Below are 20,725 nucleotides of genomic sequence, written 5' to 3' on the forward strand. Positions count from 1 at the left end.
CCCGTCAGCGGCCTCGACGCCCGTTGCCTGGCTCATCTCCGCTCCGTTTGTGGACCCCCCACCTCGATGCAACCGCATGTAACATCGGCGCGTGCCCCGCCACGGCAACAGGCCCACCGGATGCCCGACGTTCGGCAGCAGCCAAAGGGATCACCTACATGAACTCTCTCTGGTTCCAGCCCAGGAAGCACGGAAAGAAATTCCTGGAAGCCGGCGGCGAGGACGCCGCCGCGATCTACCGGAGCGTCGAACGGCAGCGCTGAAGAGCGCGCCATCCACGACGACGCTCACGGAACGGCCGCCCGCGCGCTCCCCCGCTGGGCCGCACCTCGGCACGGGGCGTCGTTTGCGCGATAATCAGATGAGGCTTATCGGAATGCCAATGCCGCATCGGGCCTGCATTCCGGTGGCGTGCTCGAATTTACCGCACTTGTGGTCGGCCATCCGACTCGCTTCCTGCGGTAGGCTGCGCGCCCATGCCGAAGCCGAGTTCCCGAATCACGAGGACCACGAGAACCGCGAAGAAACCCGCGCTCGGTCCGAGCGCTCACGCGACATGCAGCGTGCCGTGGCACGCCCCGACCGCGCCATGAGCCCCGCCCAGAACAGGTATTGCGAGCGCCTGGGCATCGCCGTTCCCCGGGTCGAGCACGTCGCAGCGCAGGGCACGGCGAAGCTCTTCCACCTCTTGATCGTCGCCCTCCTCGAGCGCGGCGGACCCATGACCTTCGACGAGATCGCGGAGCGCCTCGAAGCCGCCGGCGTGGTCGCAGAGACTGGCGATCTCACCCGTTCGCTCCGAAAAGCATGGCACGGCATGGCGCCGGTCTACCGCGACGCAACCGGTCATTTCGGCCTCGACCTCGACGCCTTCGCGCTCCGCATCTTCGTGCGCGCCGCCGGCCTCCTCGCGACACGCGCGGCGCCGGCACCCCCCGCGCCGACACCTCCCGCGCCCGGCGACGACGTCCCGCTGTCCGCCGAGGAGCTCGACGCGGCTTTCCGCGATCGCTACATGACGAGCCTCTCATGGGTCCGGCAGGCCGCGGCCGTGCTCGACGCACGGCAGGAGCCCATGACGGTCCAAGAAATCGAGGCCTGCCTGGCGGCGCTCACGAATCATCGAACGCCGCTCGGCGAGCGCAACGGGCCTGAGAACAGCGACCTCTTGGTCCTCGGCGACGGCGGACGCCTCACGCTGGCCCCGCGCGCGCCCGGCCTCGCCGCGATGCGGCGGGCGATCCGCAAGCTGTCGCAGCCAGAGCTCGTCCGGCGGGCGGAGCGCGCGGCGTGCACGGCGCGCATCGCGGCCCGGCGAGCGGAGCTCGACGCGGAGGCGCGCCGCGACACCGAGATCGCGCGCTCCGCCCGCCGCGCCGTCGTTCGCGTGGTGCCTTTTCCGGAAGAGCCGCAGGCCGCGGCGGTGCTCGACGTCGGCCTGCGGTCGATCCGGACCTTCCTCGGTCGCGACATGGCCGAGCTCGCCGGCGCGCTCAAGCGGTTCGACGTGATCGCGGGCCTCCACATCCGCGACACGCTGCACGCGCTGGGGCTCGACGCCGACCGCCGCCGCGTCGTGGACCTCAGGCCGCCGAAGAAGTCGAGACGGTTGAACCGCGCCGGCCGCATCCTGGAGATCACGCCGGAGCTCCTCATCGCCGGCACCACCGGTATCAGTCGTCCTCTCGGCGACCCCGAGAAGGTGGCGAGCTACCTGGCCGAAGGAGACCACGCGAAGCTCGCGCGCCGGCTCGAGAGCGATGTGAAGGCGCTCCACGCATTCTACCAGTACGGTGTCCTCCACGGCTTCGTCCGGCTCCGCTGGGGATTCATCGACGAGGCGCTGAGCACGGATTGGGCGTTGCCCGGCGATGTGAGCCTCTACCAGCAGCTGAAGAGCGCCAGCGAGACGGGCGCGGCCGTCGACCTGGTGATCGGGGCGGCGCCTGGCTGGGCCGATCCTTGGGCGCGAGCGCGGCGCGTCCGCGTGCTCGACATCTCCTTCAATGGCGTCCTCGTCTCGGAAGAAGGGCGAGCGACGTTCGCGATCGCACAGGACCAGATCCAGGCCGTTCGCCTCGTTCCTGAGCACACGGAGCCGAGCTCACGGCGGTCGGACGGAGCAGAAGGAGAAGGGCCTGCGAACGCGGACCAGCCAGCTCAGCTGAACTGAAAGCTCTCCACGGTCTCTCGGAACACCGCGCGCATGTCTGCGAGCGCCCGATCTCGCCGGGGGTTCCCCCTCGCGACGCAGCCAAACAGGGAGACATGCGCCACGCGATCGCCAGCCTCCGCGCGGAAGACGCCGTTCGCGGAGAAGCCATCGATCGCCGGACCGCTGAAATCGAACGCGAACCCCGCGGCGTCCCCTGACAACACCGGAACATCCTCCGTTCGGCGGCGAACCTCGCCCTCCTGGGACCCAGGGAGCGCCTCCAGCCTGCTCACGATGCCGTCGCGCTCGGCGGCGACCTGCGCCTCATCGCCGTGGGACAGGGTGACCGAGAGCGTCGTCGCACAGGTGTTGCCGCCGAGCTGCGCGAAATGCTTGGCGGTCCGGAGGCCAGACTCCTCGGTTTCCTCCGAGCGGAGGAACCAGGTCGCCGGGTACGCGAGCGAGAACCCCTCGTGATCGACGCGCTTCGGGTGGGAGAAATCCACGAAGTCATCGTACGAGTCGGGCATGCTCCCCTTGGGATCGCTCCACCCGAACGACGTCACCGTGATCGGGTTCTTGCCGCCGTCGATCGACAAGCACGCCACGCCCGTCAGCATCACGCGCGGGTTGAGATCGTGGTGCTTCTGGTGCTCGGCCCCGGGAATGGGCGTGACGAGCGGGTACGCCCGGTCGATCCCGCACGGATAGCGAACCTCGCGCGCGGCGCCGCCCAGGGCCTCCTTCGCGGCGTCCCAGCGGCGGACCAGGAGGAGGTTCATCGCCATCGACGTCTGCATCTCGGGTCGCTGGACGAGCGTCGCCACATCGACATTCCCGCTCATGGGGGCACCTCGGATCCGCTCGACCCGGCCCGGCGTGGGATCGGGCACGTCCAGAGGAGCCCGCGGATCGGAGCGGAACCAGGCCGTGCACTCGCCGAGCGGGGTCTTTAAATCTGCGGAGAGGGCCCAGGATCCATCGTCCAGCTGGCCATGGAGGCGAATCGCCATGGCCGTCCAGGTCCCGTCCTCGCGCTCGAGGAAATAGGTCACATACTGGCCAGCTCTCCACGGCGGATGAACGGGCTGATGTTTCGAGCCGAGGCGCTTCTTGAGCCAGTCCAGCATCGTTCACCTCCGATACGAGCGCGTCAGGCATCTCGGCGCGCAGCCACATCACCGCGTCACTCTACCGCGAGGGACCATCGAAAGGAACAGGGGGCGTCGCCAGCCCGCCAGGCCGGCAAGGTCGCCGCCGACGGCTCGGCAACACGAGGTTCGACGGGGCGATTCTGTCCCTCAAGGACACCGCCGACGTGCGCTCCTCCCGCTCTGGACCCCTCCTCCGCACCTGGCGGCGAGAAATCATCAATGGCTACGGCATCCTCGGAATGCCGCCGACCCGTCGCGTTGACCCCCCATCACCCCCCTGGCACCCTGCCGCTCTCATGACCGCTGCCGCCCCCAGCACCCTCGAGCTCTTGCTCGCGGACGCCATCGAGCTCCGCCCCACCCTCGCGGCCGGTCTGCCCGAGCTCGCGGCGGGCATCGCGCCGAAGCCCGAAAAGACCGCGCGGGCCGTGGACGCGCTCTCGCTCGAGAGGCCCGACGCGGAGCCCAACGATCTCGAGCTCCAGCGCTGGTCGGTGATCGCGCCCGAGGGCGCGCTGGGCGACCAGGCGCTCGAGGCGATCTCTCCGCTCCTCCGGCTGCGCGAGGCGGAGCAAGGGGCGAAGGTCGAGCCCTACCGCGTCCGGTCCGGCATGGGCGTGGCCGAGTCGCTCCGGTGGAAGCACGAGGTGCTGCGCGACGAGCGCGTCGCCGAGGAGGAGAGGCCGCGATACCTGCTCCTCCTCGGCGATCTCGACCAGATCTCCGCCGAGCTCCAGCACGTCCTCGCGAACGGCAGTTTCGTCGGCCGCCTCCACGTCGCGGGCGCAGACGGCCGTCCCGACCCCGCCGGCTATGCCGCCTACGCGGAGAAGGTCGTGCGCTGGGCCGAAACCCCGACAGACCACGACCAGCCCGACGCCCTGTTCTACGTCGCGGAGGACGGCACCGCCGCGACCGAGCTGGGGCGCAGCCTGCTCGTCGATCCCTGCATTGCGATGGCGCGGAAGCCGGGCAAGCGGCGCGCTCCGGCCGCGAACGTCGTCGAAATCCCGAGCGCCGAGATCGCGGACGACCTCCTCCGCGCGGGGAGCACCGCGAGGCCCTCCGTGCTCCTGTCCGTGAGCCACGGGCTCGGCCGGCCCAGCGCCGGATGGGCCTCCGTCGAACAGCAGCGCGCGCTCCAGGGCGCGCTGCTCGTGGGCGCCTGCGGGGGCCCCGAGGCGCTGCTCACGGCGGACATGCTCCAGCGCGCCCCCTTCCTCCCGGGCGGCCTCTGGTTCTGCCTGGCCTGCTTCGGGGCCGGGACGCCCGAGCAGAGCGCGTTCTACCCCTGGCTCTCCCTCCTCGCGCGCGAGGGCGCCTATGCCGGCCAGGCCCGGCGCGTGCTGGCGAGCCTGCCCCGCGACGGCGAGCGCCCGTTCCTCGCCGCGCTGCCGCAGGCCGCGCTCCGCAACCCCGACGGGCCGCTCGCGGTGATCGGGCACCTGGACCTCGCCTGGACCTACAGCTTCGTCGACCCGGCCCGCGCGGCGCAGAGCCGCGCCTCCCGGATCTTCAGCAGCCTCCAGTCGACCGCCCGCGGCAGCCGCGCCGGCGTGGCGCTCGACGCGCTGATGCGCTCGTACCGCGAGGTCAACGACGAGCTGATCGCCGGCTACCAGGCCGAAGAGGACGCGCGCGCGTGGAACCGGCCCTCCCCGGTCGAGCCCGTGCACCGCAGCCGCGCCTTCATGCTCCGCAACGACCTGCGCGGCTACGTGCTGCTCGGCGATCCGGCGGCGCGGCTGCCCCTGCGCGGCTGCCCCTGAAGGAGAGCGCGCCGCCCAACCTTCCTTAGGCATTCAGGTCCGAGCCCCGCTTCACAGCTGGAGAGCGACCCGGACACCCTCGTTGCGGAGCGGACGAACAAGCTCCCAGCGTGAATGGATAAAGCGCCCGGGACGGTGCCTGTGCTCACGACATCTCACCGGCGGACGCCGTAGACAACCGCGCGCCGTACAGGCATCGTCGTCGCTCCCGACACGGTGCGTCTGCAGCGTCGCACCGGCCGCCACGGAGGTGCGCATGCGCGCAGACTTGGACGCTTTTCCTGAGCCGCTCGCGGTGCTCGACGCGACCCTGCGGCTGCGAGAGGTCAACGCGGCTTGGCGCGACGCCTTCGGGGCAGCGCCGGTCCTCGCGCCGCAGGCGGAGGAGGCCGCGCGCGCGGTGCTCGGAGGGGCGCAGCGCCGGATGGAGATCGACGCGGGGGCGGGGGATGGATCGGACCCGCAGCGCTGGACGTTCCTGCGCTGCGCGAGGGCCGAGGGAGAGCCGCTCGTCTTCGTGCACGCGCGCGCGCAGGGCGGGGCGGCGCCGCGCCGCCGCGAGGAGGAGCTCGCCGAGGAGGTGGAGCTCCTGCGCAGCTTCATCGACCTCGCGCCCAGCCTCATGTTCATCAAGGACCGGCGCAGCCGCTACGTCATGGCGAACAGCGCGCTCGCGGACTGCTACGGCATGACCCCGGAGCAGGTCGTCCACGCCTCCCAGCACGAGCTCACCTCGAGCGCCGAGGAGGCGGCAGGGTTCGCCAGCGTCGACCGGCAGGTCATCGACACACGGCAGCCGGCGGTCATCGAGGAGAAGGAGACGCGGCCGAACGGCGAGGTGCACTGGTACGAGACCGTCAAGAAGCCGATCGTCCGCAGGAGCGGCGAGGTGCAGGTCGCCTGCTTCAGCGTGGATGTCTCCGAGCGCCAGCGCGCCCAGGAGGCGCTCCAGCGCTCGGCGCGCGAGCTGCAGACAATGGCCGCGGCGGCCCGGCGCGAGGCGGACGAGAAATCGGCGCTCGCCGCCGAGCTCGACCGGAGGCTCGCCGTCATCCAGGCGCAGCACCGGCAAATCCTCGCGCTCTCCGCGCCCATCCTGGAGGTCGCCGACGGCATCGTCGGCGTGCCGCTCATCGGCGCCATGGATGAAGAGCGGACGGCCATGCTCACCGAGCGCCTGCTCGACGCAATCGCGACGCGGCACGTGCGCAGCGTCGTGATCGATCTCTCGGCGCTCGAGGCGATGGACACGCGCACCGCCGACCGCCTCGTCGGCATCGTCCGCGCGATAGCCCTGCTCGGCGCGCGCGCCGCGATCACAGGGATCCAGCCCGCGGTCGCGCAGACGATGACCTCGCTGGGCATCGATCTCTCGAGCATGGTCACGATGCGCACCCCGAAGGACGCGATCCGCCTCTTCTCGACCAGGAGCTGAGCCCGCGAGGCCGGCGCGGCGCGCCCCCATTGGCTCCTCGACCTCCTCCTGGCGAGCCCGCGGGGAGCGTAGAGGCGCGCAGATTTGTTCGGGCTCCGACATTCGAGCAGGTTTCGTCGTGAGCGTGCCCTCGGTGTTGACAGATGAGCCCGCTAGCCCGTAGCCTCAATCAGATACCGAGACTTGGGTGCTCGATGCTCGCGGCGTCCCTCGGGTCATGACCCATCTGGGCACGCCGCAGGCGCGAAGACGCGAGCGCTCGGATCGAGGGGGCCTGTGCCCCTCATCGGACCATCTCGAACATACCCGCTCCGCGAAAGCCGGGAGTGGAGGTGCAACATGAAAAATTCATTGGTAAGGCTGGCGATCGTTGGTCTGCTGACTGGCGCGTGCTTCCTCGACGTGGAGCAGCGCGGCGCCGGGATCGCGCACGCGAAGGAGCCTGCGGCGTCCGAGCGCAGGGGCGGCGGTTTTCAGGGCCGCTTCGGCTGGGACGCCTCCGGCACCATCGTCGGGCAGGGCAATTTCGTGGCGAATGGGACCATTACATTCCACCGCAATGGGACGCTCACCGCCACGGAATCGGGGAATCTCGAGGGGGCGTACTTCTCCGATACCTTTACCGGTACATGGACGCTGGACCAGGACGGCACGGGCACCTTCACCACGGTCGACTCGTCCGGCGGCGTCAGCGTCTTCGACTGGGTGCTGACGGCGCAGGGGCAGCGGGGGACAGCGATCGCCAGGGACGCGGGGGACGTCACGCTGCTCAGGATGGAGCGACAGTAGCCCTCTTGCTGCCTGCTCTGGCGTTCGCGCGCGCGGCGCTCTGAACAGGCTGCCTGGCCCGCCTACCGCCCGGATTCCCCATCGGCCGGCGCCGGCGGATTCCGCTCGAGCGCCTCGATGCGCCCGAGGAACGCGCGCCCCCGCACCGGATCGGTCATGTACACGAACGCCGCGAGCCCCTTGAGCTGCGCGAGCGTCTCCCCCTTCCCGGGCCTCCCCAGCTCCCGGTTGCGGATCGCCGCGCGCAGCGCGCGCACCCGCTCGCGCGGGACCCGCGCCGCGGGGGCCGCCTCGCCCGCGCCGTTGACGACGAGGCCCGTCACCTTCTGGCGGCTGCCCTTGCGCATCACCACGGTCTTGCCCGGGTGCAGCCGGAAGCCCTCCGCGGTCAAGATCTCCCGGACGCCCCGGAGCAGCGCGCCCACCGGCGCGCGCGGCCGCGCGGCGCCGGCGACCCCGGACGGCTCGGGCGCGCGGAAGGAGAAGGTGAGATCGTCCGCATACCGCGTGTAGCGGAACCCCAGCTTGCGCGCGAGCCCGGACACGCGCCGATCGAGCCGCAGGCAGATCGCGTTCGTGATCGCAGGAGAGGTGGGCGCGCCCTGCGGGAGCACGCGCGGGCCGGTCGCCACGTAGAGCGTCTGCCCGCGGAACTGCACGACCTCGCGCGGCGCCTCCGTCGCGAGCAGCGCGACGAGCGTCGCCGGACCCTCGGCGACCCCCGCCTTGCGGAGCAGGCCGCGCACGCGACGCCACGTGATCGTCGGGAAGAAGTCCTTGATATCGATCTTGACGATCGTGTCGGCGCCGGCGTGCGCGGCCGCGTTCGTGACGATGGAGCGGCTCGCGAGGAAGCCGTGCGCCGCGGCGTGGACCGGGAGCTTCTCGAACAGATTGCGGAGCGCCCAGCGCTGCGCGCGCTTGAGCTCCCGCTTCGGGGACGAGATGGCGCGCGCGCTGCCGTCGCGCTTCGGGATCAGCCAGCGCCGGTAATGCGTGCCGGCGTCGACCTCGCGGTGGTACGCGAGCCAGCGGAGCCGCGGGATCGTCAGCCCGAGCGCGCTCGCGAGCTCGCCCGCGGAGGGCAGGTCGGGCAGGCCGCGCGAGCGCGCGCGCTCGGCGAGGCCCGGGACGTCGAAGGCGTCCGGCCCCTCGCGATCGCGGAAGTGCACGCCGGCGCCGAGGTGGTTGATGTGCGTGGCGAGGTACGCCTCCCAGGCGAGGCGGCGCAGCGCGCGGCGCTCCCGGGCCTCGACCTTCTTGCGCTCCTTCCACTGGGCGCGCTCCCGGTCCGACATCGCCTTGGGATCGCCGGTCGCGACGGCGCCGCGCGCGGCGAGCTCCGCGCTCACCCACGCGTCGATCCCGCCCGCCTCGGCGATCGCCTTCCAGCGGGCGACGCGCTCCTCGTGGGCGAGGCGGCGCTCCTCGGCGCTGCCGCGCGCCGCCGCGAACGGGGCGGGCGGCGTCGCGAGGGGGAGAACGACGGGGGCTCGGGCGGGGACGGTCGCGTCGATCTTCGCGGTCATGTCTCGGTGAAAGCGCGGCTGTACAGCACGATGGAAGCGGCCGGCGGCCGGCGGTCGAGCTCGGCGCCCTTCGCCGATCGCGGGTTCATGTCGCCAAGAGAGGCCCCGAGCGCATCACCTTCTACCCATGGGGCACGGTAGCCTCACCGGTTCTCCGGCTAGACCAGCGCTACGGCGCCGGGAGAAACGGCGGTTGCGAGGTTGTCTCAGCTCTCCCGGCGCCGTAGCGCTGGTCTAGCCGAAGAGAACCAAGAACAGGCTACCTTGCGGAGAGTGACTGGCGGTTCCTCCAGAGCGGCGCGACGCCGCTCCTGCGCTCGAGGCGCGGAGGCTGGTGCGTTCAGAACCTCTCCTGGCAACACGACGCAATCTGACGTTGACTGACGTTTGCTGAGACCTCCTTCCCCTCGTCACGCCGTCGACGCTTCGGCGTCGACGAACCCCGACGACGTCAACGCATCCAGGCGCTTGAAATACGCGTCGCGCGCTTCGCCGTCCGTGTCAAACCAAATGCGCTGATGGCGAGGGTCCTCCTTGCCGCGCGCGCCCCACGACAGGTGCACGACACGGTCGTCCAGCGAGACACGGTAGACCACCTCCGCGCCCGAGGCCTCGCGGCGCACGTAGGTGCGCGTCTCGGCGCGGATGAGCGCCCGCCCCTCGGCCGTCTTTCGCTGGGCGTCCCGCGCGGCGCGCTCGCGGGCGTAGGCGACGCGCAGCGCGATCATGTGCTCGCACGGCCCCTCCCGGAGGCCGCTCCGGCGGAACGTGGGGCAGCTGCACCACGCGTCCGAGACGCGGCCCTCGAGATCCACCGTGAACCGGGGCGAGAAGCTGCGGTGCGCCTCCCGGTCCGCGACCTCGCCGTGGATCTCCGTCCCCTCGCCGGCGATCTCGTGCACCTTGGTCGGCCGCACCGCGCCCGGCGCGGCGAGCAGGCGGTGGGCGGCGGCCTCGCGGGGCGAGCTGTAGCGGATCTCGCGCTCGTCGACCGGCTCGGCGAAGAGCTCGCGCGGGCGGTAGACGCGGCGCGCGACGTCGTAGAGCACGCGGCCGCGCAGGCACTCGAGCTGGAGCGCCGCGCGGGCGTCCTCGGCGCTCGCGCCGGCCGCGAGGGCCGCGAGCGGGAGCGGCCCGCGCTCGCGGAGCAGGGCGAGCTGCCTGCCGGCGAGCGCGTCGAGCGCGCCGCCGTGCTCTCCGTCGCGGGGCATCAGGGCGTCGAACGAGGCGGCGCTGGCCCAGCTCGCGTCGGTCCAGCCCGTGAGCGCGACGGTCAGCGTCGCGCGGCCGAGATCGAGCACCCAGAAGACCGGCAGCCCGGGGCCCCGGAGCTCGGCGCGGGCGCTCCGCACGTGCGGCAGGAGGCGCGAGAGCGCGAGCAGCCGCTGCCGGCCGAAGGTCCGGACCACGCGCGGCGGGCCCTCGTACGGAGGGCCGTGGCCCTCGAGGAGGATCTCCCACGGCTCGAGGATGAGGCGCGGCGGCTTGCCGGGGACGAGCTCGAAGCGCAGGCCGCGGGGCGGCTTCTTCGCCTTGCGCGTGCGGAGCACGAAGAGGGCGTTGTAGAGGTCGATCGGGGCGAGCTCGCACGAGACCGCGGGGAGCGTCGCCGCCGACTGCACCTGGAGGAAGCCGCGCAGCCACGTGGCCGGGACCTCGAGCGAGCGCTCGATCGGCGCCGGCGGCGCGGCCGGCGCGGCGCCGCCCGGGGCGCGGGACGCGCCGGCGTCGAGCTCCACCTTCGTGTAGACGCGCAGGCGATCGATCTGCTCGACGATGCGCGGCGAGAGATCGACGAACGCGGTGCCGTGGGCCGCCTCGCGGCCCTCGAAGAGATCGCTCGCGAAGGCGAGCCGGGCGTAGGCGCTCTCGTCGCGCGAGAAGACCTCGATCGCGACCTCGTCCGGGTGCACCGTGAGCACCGGATCGAGCGCGCCGGCGGGCTTGCGCGCGCCGGGGGAGCCGTCGCCCTGGCCCGCGGCGCCGCCGCCGAGGGCGCCCTCCAGGTACGCCTTCTGCGCCTCCCAGATCGCCGCGGTCGCCTTCTTGCCCTGCTTCATCAGGTAGGCGAGGTACGCGGTGCGATCGCGGCCCTTGTACCGGAGGTCGCTCTCCAGGAGCGTCGCCAGCGTGACCATCGCGTCGCGGAAGAGCGCCGCGTCGCGGACGGTGCCGCGCACGCCGACCGGGCCGCGGGCGCTGTCGAGGGAGAGGCGCACGCTCGACTGGAGCGGGGCGGCGGCGAGCTCGCTCGGCGCGGCGTACCGGAGGTGGATCGGACGGGCGAGGGCTGCGGTCATGCGTTGACTCCGTCGGGGGGCCCGGGCTCGGCGGGCGCGCGCGTGGTCGAAGCCCGCCGCGCGCGCTCGTTCGCGGCGCTGCGCTGCGCGCGGCGGTACGCCCGGTACGCGGCCTTGCGGACGGCGGCGTCGGGCGCCGCCGCCTTGTCGAACGCGAGCGCGGCCAGCGCCTCGAGCGCGCGCTCGCCGCCGGCGCGGCCGAGCGCCGCGATCGCGTCGAGGCGGGCCGCGGCGTCGCCGCCCTCGCCCCTGGCGAGCGCGACCAGCGGGGCGAGCGCGGCGGTGTCTCCGCGCGCGAGCATCGCCGGCAGCGCGAGGCGCCGGCCCGGCTCGCTCGCGGCGAGCGCCGAGAGCGCCGCGGGCGGGGCGGCGCGCGCCGTCGGGCCGAAGGCGACCGGATCGAACGGCCGCGCCGCGGCCGCGCGCGCGGCCGCGCCGTCCGGCGCGAGCGCGGCGAGCGCCGCCGCCGCGGAGGCGCGGACGCCGGCGTCCATGTCCACGAGGGCCGCCGCGAGGGCGTCCGCGGCGCCCGCGGGAGGCGCGCCGCCCGCGGCGGTCGCGAGCGCGGCGAGCGCGCGCGCGGCCTCGCGGCGGACCTCGCCGGGGGCGGCGCCGTCCGCGAGGAGCGCGGCGAGCGCGGGCGCCATCGCGGTCGCGCCGGCCCGCGCGCCGGCCCAGAGCAGCTCGCGCCACGCCGCGGCCTCGGCGTCGCGCGCGTCGCCGTGCGCGGCCGACCAGCGCTCCGCGGTGCGCCGCGCCGCCGCGGCGATGGCCGCGGCGAGGGCCTCTCGACCGCCGTCCACGGCGCCGGCGGCGATGAGCCGCGCGGCCTCCTGCCGCGCCGGGGCGCGGTCGTCCTCGAGCATGGCGCGGAGCGCGGCCGCCGGCAGCGACCCGCGGCGGAGCAGGCCCATGGCGAGGCGCTGCCGGAGCTCCTCGTCCTTGAGCGCCGCGAGCCGGGGCAGGAGCTCGGCCGGGTCGGCCTCCGCGGCGAGGTAGCTCGCCGCCGGGCTCGCGATGTCGTCGTGCTCGCTCGCGACCGCGAGGAGCTCGACGCGCGTCCGCTCGCCCGGGAAGAGCTTCTCCAGCGCCTTGCGCGCGGCCTTGCGGACCTCGGCGCTCCGCGCGTCGAGCGCGCGCGCGAGGGCGGGCTCGGCCGCGCGGTCGCCGAGCTCGCCGAGCTCGTTCACCGCGACGAGGCGGAGCCGGTCGGGCGTGTCGCCGGCGCGCGCGAGCTCCTCCAGGAGCACGCGGGCGCGCTCGCCGCCGATCCAGCGCACGCCCCGCGCCGCCGACTCGCGCAGGTCGACGGCGTCGGCGTGGAGCGCCTGCTCGACGCGCTCGGAGGCGCGCCGGCGGAGCTCGGCGCCCTCGAGCTTCGGGGCGATGCGGCCGAGCGCCTCGGTGGCGGCGGCCTGCATGGTGAGCTCGACCGGCGACTCCTTGGTGCCGCCGGCGGCCACCGCCTCGAGCTCGTCCAGCGCGCGGGCGTCGCCGAGCGTGCCGAGCGCGAGCAGCGCCCGCTCCCGCTCGCCGGGCTCGCCCGCGCGCACGACGAGCATGAGCGGCAGCAGCGCCGGCGCGAGGCCCCGCGCGGCCACCCCCTCGGCGGCCGGCAGCACGAGCTCGCGCGCGCCGGCGCGCAGCACCGCCTCGAGCGGGCCGGTGGGCGCGCCCTTGTCCTTCACGCGCTTCGCGTACGACGTGACCGCCGCGACGCGCGTGGGGAGGTCGCGGTCCGAGAAGAGCGGGACGAGCAGGTCGTTCTGCGCGGGGTCGTCGCCGAGATCGAGCTCGCGCGCCGCGGCGAGGCGGAGCGCCGGGTCCTTCGCGCGCGCGGCGGCGGCGAGGAACGCGACCGCGCGCGCCGCGTCGCGCTTGTCGCGCTCGCGCCCGCGGTCGACGATCTCGAGGCACGCCTTGAACGCGGCGCCCCGGACCTCGGCGGCCTCGTCCTCGAAGCGCGCCGCGAGGGCGGGGATCGCCTCCGGGTTGCGGGCGCTCCCGAGCGCGCGCGCCAGCGCGGCGCGGTCCGCCGGCGCGGCGGCCTCGTCCATGCGCGCCGCGAGGGCGCGCACCGCGGCGCCGCTCGCGAGCGCGACGAGCGCCTCGCGCGCGCGGGCGAGCGTCGCGCTCGCCGGCGGCGCCGCGCCCTCGCGCAGGAACGCCGCGAGCACGTCGACCGCGCGATCGTCGCGGCGGCGGGCGAGGAGCTCCGCCGCGCGCAGGCGGAGATCGTCGTGGTCGCTCTCCATCGCGCGGCACAGGGCCGGCACGATGCGCGGATCGCTCGACGACGCGAGCCGCTCGAGCACGCCGAGGCGCAGGTCGGCGTGCTCGCTGCCGAGCGCGGCGAGCAGCGGCTCGAGGCTGCCCTTCGGGCAGAGCCGCTCGAGGAGCTCGAAGGCGTAGCGGCGCACGTCGGGGAGCGGCGAGCTCAGCGCGCGCGCGATCTCGGGCCGGGCGCCGTCGCCGCGCGCCGCGATCTCGTCGAGCGCGGTCCGCGCCACGTCGGCCGACGCCGACGCGAGCCCGAGCGCGAGCGGCTCGCCGGCCCCCTCCGGGAAGAGCGCCTTGAGGCCGGCGAAGGCCGCCTTGCGGACGAGGTGGTGCGGGTCGTCGAGCGCCCGGACGAGCGGCGGGATCGCCGCCGTGCTGCTGACGTGGCCCTTCTGGCAGGCGTCGACGATGCGGTCGATGGCGTCGCGGCGGGTCCGGTGCGCCTCGTCGTCGCCCGGCGAGACCTGCCGGAGCAGGCCCATGTACGCGCCGAACGCGAGCCAGCGGAGCCGGCGCTGCTCGCCCTCCGGGACCGCGTCGCCGGCCGGCCGGTCGCCCTGCTTCTGCCCGGGCTGCGCGAGCTGCGCGAACAGGCGGCGCAGCCACCCCTTCGCGGGCCGCGTGTCGGTCTCCTCCGCGGCGCGCGGGGTCGTGTCCGCCGCGATGGGCGCGCCCGCCGGGCGCAGCGCGGCCACGCGCTTCGCCTCGCGGAAGTACTCGACCGGCTTGCGGCGGATGCGGAGCACCTGCGCGGCCGCGTACCGCTGCTCCGGGTTGTCGCTGGCGAGCGCCTCGGCGAGCCCGACGAGGATGCGGCCGCGCGCGACCTCGGGCGGCCAGTCCTTCATGCCGGCGGGCCTCTCGCCCTCGGCGGCGCCGTCGCGATCCCGGTCCGGCTGCGCCGCGGCGTCGGGGCGCGGGGGCATCAGCACCTCGATGAGGTGGGCGAGGTACGCCTCCAGATCGGTGCGCAGCTCCAGCGCGCGCGCCGCGGCGAAGCGCACGTCGGAGCGCTGCGACGAGAGCGCGCTCGTCAGGAGATCCGGCGGATCGCCGCGGCGGAAGGCCCGGAGGTCGCGCGCGAGCACGATCGCGAAGACGAGCTCCTGGACCTCGCGCGAGCTGTCCTCGAGGCCCTGCAGCATCCCGCCGTAGCCCTCGGGCCCGAGCGCCGCGAACGACATGATCGTCGCGACGCGGATGGGCGGGTGCTCGTGGCGCAGCGTGCCCGTCAGCACCGGCAGCGCCCGCACGTCGCCGAGCCGCGCGAGCCCGTCCGCGGCCCACGAGCGCACGGCGACGTCGGCGTGGCCCATGGCGTCGAGCAGGTAGCCCTCCTCGCCGCGGCGGGCGGCCATGGCGAGCCCGCGCGCCGCCTGCTCGCGCACGTCGGGGTAGTCGTCCTTGAGCAGCTCGGTGGCGAAGTACTTGACGAGCCGCGGCGCGCCGAGCGTCGCCAGCGTGGTCGCGGCGCGGGCGCGGAGCGGGCCGAGGATCTGGATCGGCAGCTCCTTGAACAGCGATTTGTCGGCGAGGAGCGCCCGCATGGGGTTGATCGGCTGCTCGTCGCGCCGCGCGGCGCAGAGCTCGGCCGCGCGCACCCGGAGGTCGAGGTGGCTCGACTGGAGGCCGATGTGGAGCGGCCCCGCCTCGCCGGGCAGGAGCTTGTCGAGCGCCTCGATCGCGGCGGTGCGCGGCCCCGCGTGGTCGTCCTCGAGCAGCCGGACGAGGGCGCTGCGGACGGCGTCGCTCACCGGCGCGCGCGCGGCCCCGCGGGCGCCGCTCTCGCGGACCGACGGGTGGATCGACGCCATCGCGGCGAGGTGCGGCTCCGCGGCGTCCTTGCCGCGCAGCTTGACGACCGCCTCGTACGCGGCCTGGGCCACCGCGTCGTCGCGGTCGCCGATCGCCGCCTTGAGCCGCTCGGCGGCCCACGGCTGCTCGCCGTGCGCCTTGAGCTCCTCGACGGCGCGCAGGCGCAGGTCGGGGAAGCGCGCGCGCTGGGCGCGGTCGAGCGCCGTCTGCGGATCCGCGGCGTGCCACGACCAGAGCGTCCGGAACGCCTCGCGGCGGACCTTGGGCGACTCGTCCTCGATCGCGTCGGCGAGCAGCGCCTCGGCCTCCGGGGGCCTCGGCCCCTTGCCCTCGCCGGCGAGCGCCACCAGCCGATCGAGCCCGCGGACGCGGATGTCCTCCTGCGACGAGCGGAGCGACGCCTCGGCCACGGCGAGCGGGGCCGACGGCTCGAGCCGCGCGTACGCGTCGAGCGCCGCGGCGCGCACCGCGCCGTCCGCGTCGTCGAGCATCCAGACGAGCCGCTTCTCGGCGCGCGTGTCCCGGAGCTCGGCGAGCGCGGTCGCCGCTTGCCGGCGCAGCGACGGGTCCTGCTCGCGCGTGAGCTGCAGCAGCGCGCCGAGGGCGCGCGTGTCGCCGAGCTGCGCGAGCCCGCGCGCGCCGCGCACCGCCGTGTCCGGCGTGCGGCACGCCATCGCGGTGAGCAGCGGCTCGAGGTCGGGCTCCGCCGGCCCTTCGCCCGGGCTCCCCACGCCGGGGATCCGGGCGCGCGCGGCCTTCAGGTCCGCGTCGTCGGGCGCCTTCGGCTTGGCCTTCGCGTCCGGCGCGGGCGGCTCGCCCTCGCCGTCGCGGGCGCGCCGCAGCACCTCGGCCGCGCGCCGGGCGATGTCGAGCGCGGCGCGGCCGAGGTCCTCGTCGCGCGCCTCGAGCGCGTGGGCGAGCGCCCGCCGCTCGATCACCTTCGCCGCGAACGCGATGCGGCGCACCTCGGCGTCCTCGTCGTCGAGCGCGCGCGCCGCGATCGGCGCGAACGCCGGGGCCGAGAGCCAGCCCTGGAGGGCGGCCCGGATGAGCGCCTCGACCCGGAGGTCGGCCGGGCCGCGCTCGAACGCGGCGCGGAGCGGCTCCGGGCTGCCCGGGTGGAGCTTCTCCAGCTGGTCGAGCGCCGTGAGCCGGACCGACGCGTCGCGGGCGGCGAGCTTGTCCGCGATGAGCCCCGGGATGAGCGGCGAGCTGCCGTGGAGCTTGCCGAGCTCGACGAGCGCCCGGCGCTGGACGTCCGCGGCGCGCGCCTCGAGCCCCGCGCGGAGCGGGGTGAGCGGCGCGTCGCGGTCGATCGCGCGGAGCGCCTCCAGCGCGGCCAGGCGAACGGCCGCGTGCTCGTCGTCGAGCGCCTCGCGGAGCTTCGCGCGCGCGCCGCGGCGCCCGCGCGCCCCGAGCTCGCGGGCGGCGAGCGCGCGCACCTCGGCGTCGCGGTCGGACCGGAGCGCGCGCGCCGCGGCCTCGAGCGCCTCGGGCTCGTCGAGCGCCGCGAGCTGCTTGACGGCGGCCTCGCGGGCCGGCCGCGCCCCGGAGAGCGCCTGGGCGAGGGCGTCGAAGCCGTGCGCGAGCTCCGCGGCGCCGTCGGCGAGCGCGCCCGCCGCGTCGATCGGGAAGCGCCACACCGTGCGCCGGTCTCCCGCGGCGAAGACGGCGCCGAGCCCGTCCTTCGCGTCCGCCGTACCGCGGCCGGACGCGCGCGACCCCTTGCGCGCGGCGGCGCCCTCGGCGGGCGCGAGCGCGAGCGCGTGGAGCGGCAGCGCGCTCGTCTCCAGCGTGCGCGGCTTGCGCCGGTCCTCGAGGCGGTGGACGCGGATCGCGCCGTCCGCGCCCGCGGACACCAGGCGATCGCCGGCCTCCTTGCCGTCGTCCTGCGGCGGCGGGGTGGGCAGGCACAGCAGCGCGCGGACCCCGCCCGCGTGCCCGGTCCCGTCCGCGCCGCGCACCTCGCACTCGACGTCGCCGACGAGGTACCAGAGCCGCACGGTGCCGTCGTCGCCGCCCGACGCGAGCCGCCCGTCGCGCGGCGTGAACGCGAGCGCCGCGACCGGCCCGTCGTGGCCGGGCATGTCGCGGCGGGCGCCGGTCGACAGGGTGATCACGCGGACGACGCCGTCGTCGCCCGCGGCCGCGACGAGCTCGCCGGCGGGGTCGAAGGCGACGGCGCGGAGCGGCGCCGCCGAGAGCGCGAACGCCGCGACCTCGGCCGCGGCCCCGGGCGGCGGGGCAGCGGACCCGTCGCCCCCGCCGACGCGGAAGACCCGCAGCGCGCCGTCGGCGCCGACGGTCGCGAGGCGCGCGCCGCCCGGCGCCGCCGCGACCGCGGTGACGCCGCCCGGGTGCGCCTCTAGCGCCAGCGCCTCGGCCGCGCCGCCCGCGACGAGGCGCAGCGCGCCGTCGGAGCACGCCATGGCGAGCAGGTCGCCCGCGAACGCGAGGCCGAGCACGTGCGCCGGCACGTCGATCGAGCGCACCGGCTTGTTCGCCGCGTGATCGAACAGCGTCACCTGGCTCGCGCCGGCGGGCGATCGCGCGGGCGACGTCCCGCCCGGCGCCGGCGCGCGCACCCCGCCGACGGCGAGGAGCCGCGGGCCGGCGGCGAGCGCGCGGACCTTCTCGTAGTGGCCGATCGTGTGGCTCATGCGCGCTCCTGTCCGGCGCTCGGCGCGGCGAGCCCCTCGATCTCGAGCCCCGGGTGCGCGCGCCGGAGCCGCATCAGCGCCGCCAGGCAGGCCTGCCACTCGCCCTTCGCGATCGACCCGGTGAACTCGGCGATGACCGGGGCGACGAGCGCCGCGAACGCCGCGTCCTCGACCGCGAGATCGCGCACGACCTCGATCACGTGCCGCTTGGCCTCGCTCGCGGAGAGGCGTCGCCGCGGGCCCGCGTCGTCGCCCGGCTCCGGCGAGCGCCCCGCGGGGATGCCGGAGAGCACGTACCGCAGGAAGGCCCGGAGCGCCTCGACGTCCGCGAACCGGCCCGCGTCCTCCGGCGCTTCCGCCGCCGGGCGCGGCCCCTCTTCCTTTTCCTTCCCGCGCGCGTCGTCTTTCCCGCGCGCGGGGCGCGGCTGCCAGCCCGGCGGCAGATCGCGCGGCCGGTGCTTCTCCCAGAGCATCCGCACCGCGAAGAGGCGCACCTCGCGGTCGGCGCTCTGCATCAGCCAGCCGAGGCGCTCCGGGCCGCCGAGGCGCGCGTAGTGCTTCAGGATGAGCGACAGGCCGACCTCGCGCGCGCTCTTCTTCAGGCTCTCCGTGAGCGCGAAGACCTGCGCCGGATCGAGCTCGTCGAGCGTGAGCGTCAGCGCCGGATCGGCCGACGGATCGCCGGCCTTGCGGAGCGCGTCGAAGGCGATGTTGCGCACCTCCTTCGCGTCGCTGTGCGCGAGCTCGTAGACGCGGGTCTGGTAGCCCCACGCCCGCAGCTCCGCGCGGGTGATCAGCGCGGCGAAGCGCCGGACGTCGTCCCGCTTGTCGGAGAGCGCGGGCCAGATCCGCTCGGCGGTGAAGGCCGAGCGCTTCAGCGCCGGCTTCAGATCGAGCTCCTTGGCCTCGCTCTGCTCGGGCCCGAGCGTCGGGTGGTGGCACCGCAGGTAGGTCTGCGCGAACGCGCGCATCGGCTCGGGCTCCTTCTCGCCGAGCGCGAGCGCGAACAGCCGCGCGGTGCCCGCCTCGCGGTCGCCGCGGCCGCCCGCGTCCTGCCCCGCGTCGAAGTCCTGCGGCTTCATGTGCGCGAGGAGGTACCGGCGCGCGAAGCCGTTCAGCGTGGGGTCGGCGCGCCGCGCGAGCGCGAGCAGCCAGGGCAGGGTGAGCTGCCGCGCGGTCACGATCTTCGGATTGCCGAGCACCGAGAGCGCGACCGCGCGCGTCTCGGCGCTGAAGACGAGCCCCTTCAGGCGCTCCACGCCCTCGGCGGTCAGGTCGGGCAGGGCGTCGGCCTTCTCCAGCCAGGCCGCGACGGCGCGCCCGATGCGCTTCCGCGTGAGCGCGCCGAGCAGCCACGGCGTCCCGATCGCCGCGACCGGGTGCTTGCCGAGCGCGTCGAGCGCGATCTCCGTCGCGCGATCGTCGTCCTCGTGGCGCGGGTCGTCGAGCACGCGGATCCAGAAGGCTGGCCCGAGCTCCCCTGGCCGGTACTTCGCCTTGAGGTAGGCGGCGGCCCACCGCTTCTGCGCGCCCTCGCCGTAGATCATGTCGACGAGGAACGGCTCGGGCAGCTCGGCGCGGTCGAAGCTCTCGCCGAGCGCCTTGCCGGCCCAGGCCTCGGTCTCGCCGTGCTCGAGCAGCCGCCCGAGGAACGCGAAGCCGAGCGCGCGCGGGCTCCTGCCCTGGAGCGCCGACGCCGCGAACGCGCGCGTCTCCTTGTGCTCGGAGGCGAGCAGCGCGGCGAGCCGCTCCGGGTCGAGATCCGCCGCGTGCGCGCGGGCGTACTCGATCGCGAACGCGCGCGCCTTGGGGCTCGGCGAGCCGAGCAGCGCGAGCGCGGCGTCGTGCAGCCCGAGGCTCCGCAGCTTGCTCTGGTGGAGCTCCGGCGAGCCGAGCAGCGTCTCGATGAGGAAGTCGTGCGCGCTCGCGAGCGGCCGGGTCGCGAGGCGCGCGAGCCACGCGGGCGTGGCGGCGCTCCGCAGCGCGTCGGCGAAATCCTTCTTGAGCCCCTGGATCGCGAACCGCGCCGGAGGATCGGCCTGGCAGGTCGAGAGCAGGAGCATCAGCGGATCGGGCGATCGCCTCCACGCCTCGCCGAAGGCGCGGTGCTTCACCATGTCGCTCGGCGGGACGCCGCCGTGGAACGAGCGCCCGTCGTACTTGCCCGCGCCGTGCGCCCAGATGTGGTTCGCGACCCAGAGGTCGCGGAAGGCCGTGTCCGGCGGGTAGTGGCGGAGGACCTCGATCGCGAACTGCGGGTAGAGCTCGGGGGTGCTCCGGCCGAGCTCGCGCAGGAAGCGCCACGCGCGGCGGCGCATGTAGATCAGGGTGCCGCGGGAGACCTCGCGCCGCCCGCCGCGCGAGAGCTCGGCGTCGAAGCGGTAGGCGAGGGCGCCGAAGAGCTCCGCGTCGAGGCGCGCCTCGGCCAGCTTGTAGATGCGCTTGAGCCCGCCCCACGCGCCGAAGACGAGCGGCGCGCTCTTCGCGACGTCGCAGAGCGCGCTGCGCCCGGCGTCGGTGCCCTCCTCGTAGATGCGGACGAGCAGATCGGCGAGCTCGAGCCGCGGCGGCGGCGCGGCGTCGACCTGCGCGAGGAAGCGCCGCCACGCGTCGGTCGCCTGCTCGCGCCGCTGCTCGGGGGTGCTCCTGCCCTGCGCGACCGAGAGCAGCTGCAGGAACGCCGCGAAGGTGAGCGCGCCCTCGCGGGGCGGCGCCTCCGGCGCGGGATCCGGCTGCTCGAGGTAGGCCTCGAGGATCTCGGCCAGGGCGGGCGAGCCGCTCGCGGCGAGCTGCTTGACGTTCGCGATGTCGATCGGGTTCGGTGAGCTCGCCAAGGCGC

Annotated in this window: 9 protein-coding genes; 4 read left to right on the forward strand and 5 right to left on the reverse strand. The window is 75.1% G+C overall.

Annotation, left to right across the window (positions count from 1 at the left end):
* The first annotated feature begins 376 nt into the window (after positions 1-376).
* A complete protein-coding gene (locus WMF26_RS11620) occupies positions 377-2,173 on the forward strand; it encodes a hypothetical protein (protein ID WP_438000365.1) in 1,797 nt (598 codons plus the stop codon).
* Here WMF26_RS11620 and WMF26_RS11625 read toward each other — a convergent pair.
* Positions 2,161-3,285 (reverse strand): hypothetical protein, encoded by a 1,125-nt coding sequence (locus tag WMF26_RS11625; RefSeq protein WP_438000366.1) that lies wholly within the window; start codon positions 3,283-3,285, stop codon positions 2,161-2,163. The genes WMF26_RS11620 and WMF26_RS11625 overlap by 13 nt on opposite strands.
* A 320-nt stretch (positions 3,286-3,605) precedes the next feature.
* Here WMF26_RS11625 and WMF26_RS11630 point away from each other — a divergent pair, with 320 nt between their 5' ends.
* The 3 genes from WMF26_RS11630 (at position 3,606) to WMF26_RS11640 (ending at position 7,302) form a co-directional block, all read left to right on the forward strand.
* The gene (locus WMF26_RS11630; RefSeq protein WP_438000367.1) at positions 3,606-5,078 is read left to right on the forward strand and encodes a hypothetical protein; all 1,473 of its coding nucleotides are present in this window, start codon (positions 3,606-3,608) and stop codon (positions 5,076-5,078) included.
* A gap of 256 nt (positions 5,079-5,334) precedes the next feature.
* Positions 5,335-6,513: a PAS domain-containing protein gene (locus WMF26_RS11635; RefSeq protein ID WP_438000368.1), complete on the forward strand. Its 1,179-nt coding sequence runs from the start codon at positions 5,335-5,337 to the stop codon at positions 6,511-6,513.
* 339 nt (positions 6,514-6,852) lie between these two features.
* On the forward strand, positions 6,853-7,302 hold the full coding sequence (locus tag WMF26_RS11640) for a hypothetical protein (RefSeq protein WP_438000369.1): 450 nt from the start codon (positions 6,853-6,855) through the stop codon (positions 7,300-7,302).
* Positions 7,303-7,364: 62 nt separating this feature from the next.
* On the opposite strand, the gene WMF26_RS11645 is transcribed toward WMF26_RS11640, so the two are convergent.
* The 4 genes from WMF26_RS11645 to WMF26_RS11660 form a co-directional block, all read right to left on the reverse strand.
* On the reverse strand, positions 7,365-8,831 hold the full coding sequence (locus tag WMF26_RS11645; protein WP_438000370.1) for a reverse transcriptase family protein: 1,467 nt from the start codon (positions 8,829-8,831) through the stop codon (positions 7,365-7,367).
* 410 nt (positions 8,832-9,241) lie between these two features.
* Complete coding sequence (locus WMF26_RS11650) at positions 9,242-11,131, reverse strand: SWIM zinc finger family protein (RefSeq protein ID WP_438000371.1); 1,890 nt, start codon at positions 11,129-11,131, stop codon at positions 9,242-9,244.
* Positions 11,128-17,886, reverse strand: coding sequence for a HEAT repeat domain-containing protein (locus tag WMF26_RS11655; RefSeq protein WP_438000372.1), 6,759 nt, complete (start codon positions 17,884-17,886; stop codon positions 11,128-11,130). The genes WMF26_RS11650 and WMF26_RS11655 overlap by 4 nt, the downstream gene beginning before the upstream one ends.
* Entirely contained in the window at positions 17,883-20,720 is a 2,838-nt protein-coding gene (locus tag WMF26_RS11660) for a hypothetical protein (protein WP_438000373.1), read from the reverse strand. The genes WMF26_RS11655 and WMF26_RS11660 overlap by 4 nt, the downstream gene beginning before the upstream one ends.
* Between the last annotated feature and the right edge of the window lie 5 nt (positions 20,721-20,725).

The organism is Sorangium sp. So ce185, assembly GCF_051526825.1.
In the GTDB taxonomy this organism is placed as follows: Bacteria; Myxococcota_A; Polyangia; order Polyangiales; family Polyangiaceae; genus Sorangium; species Sorangium cellulosum_D.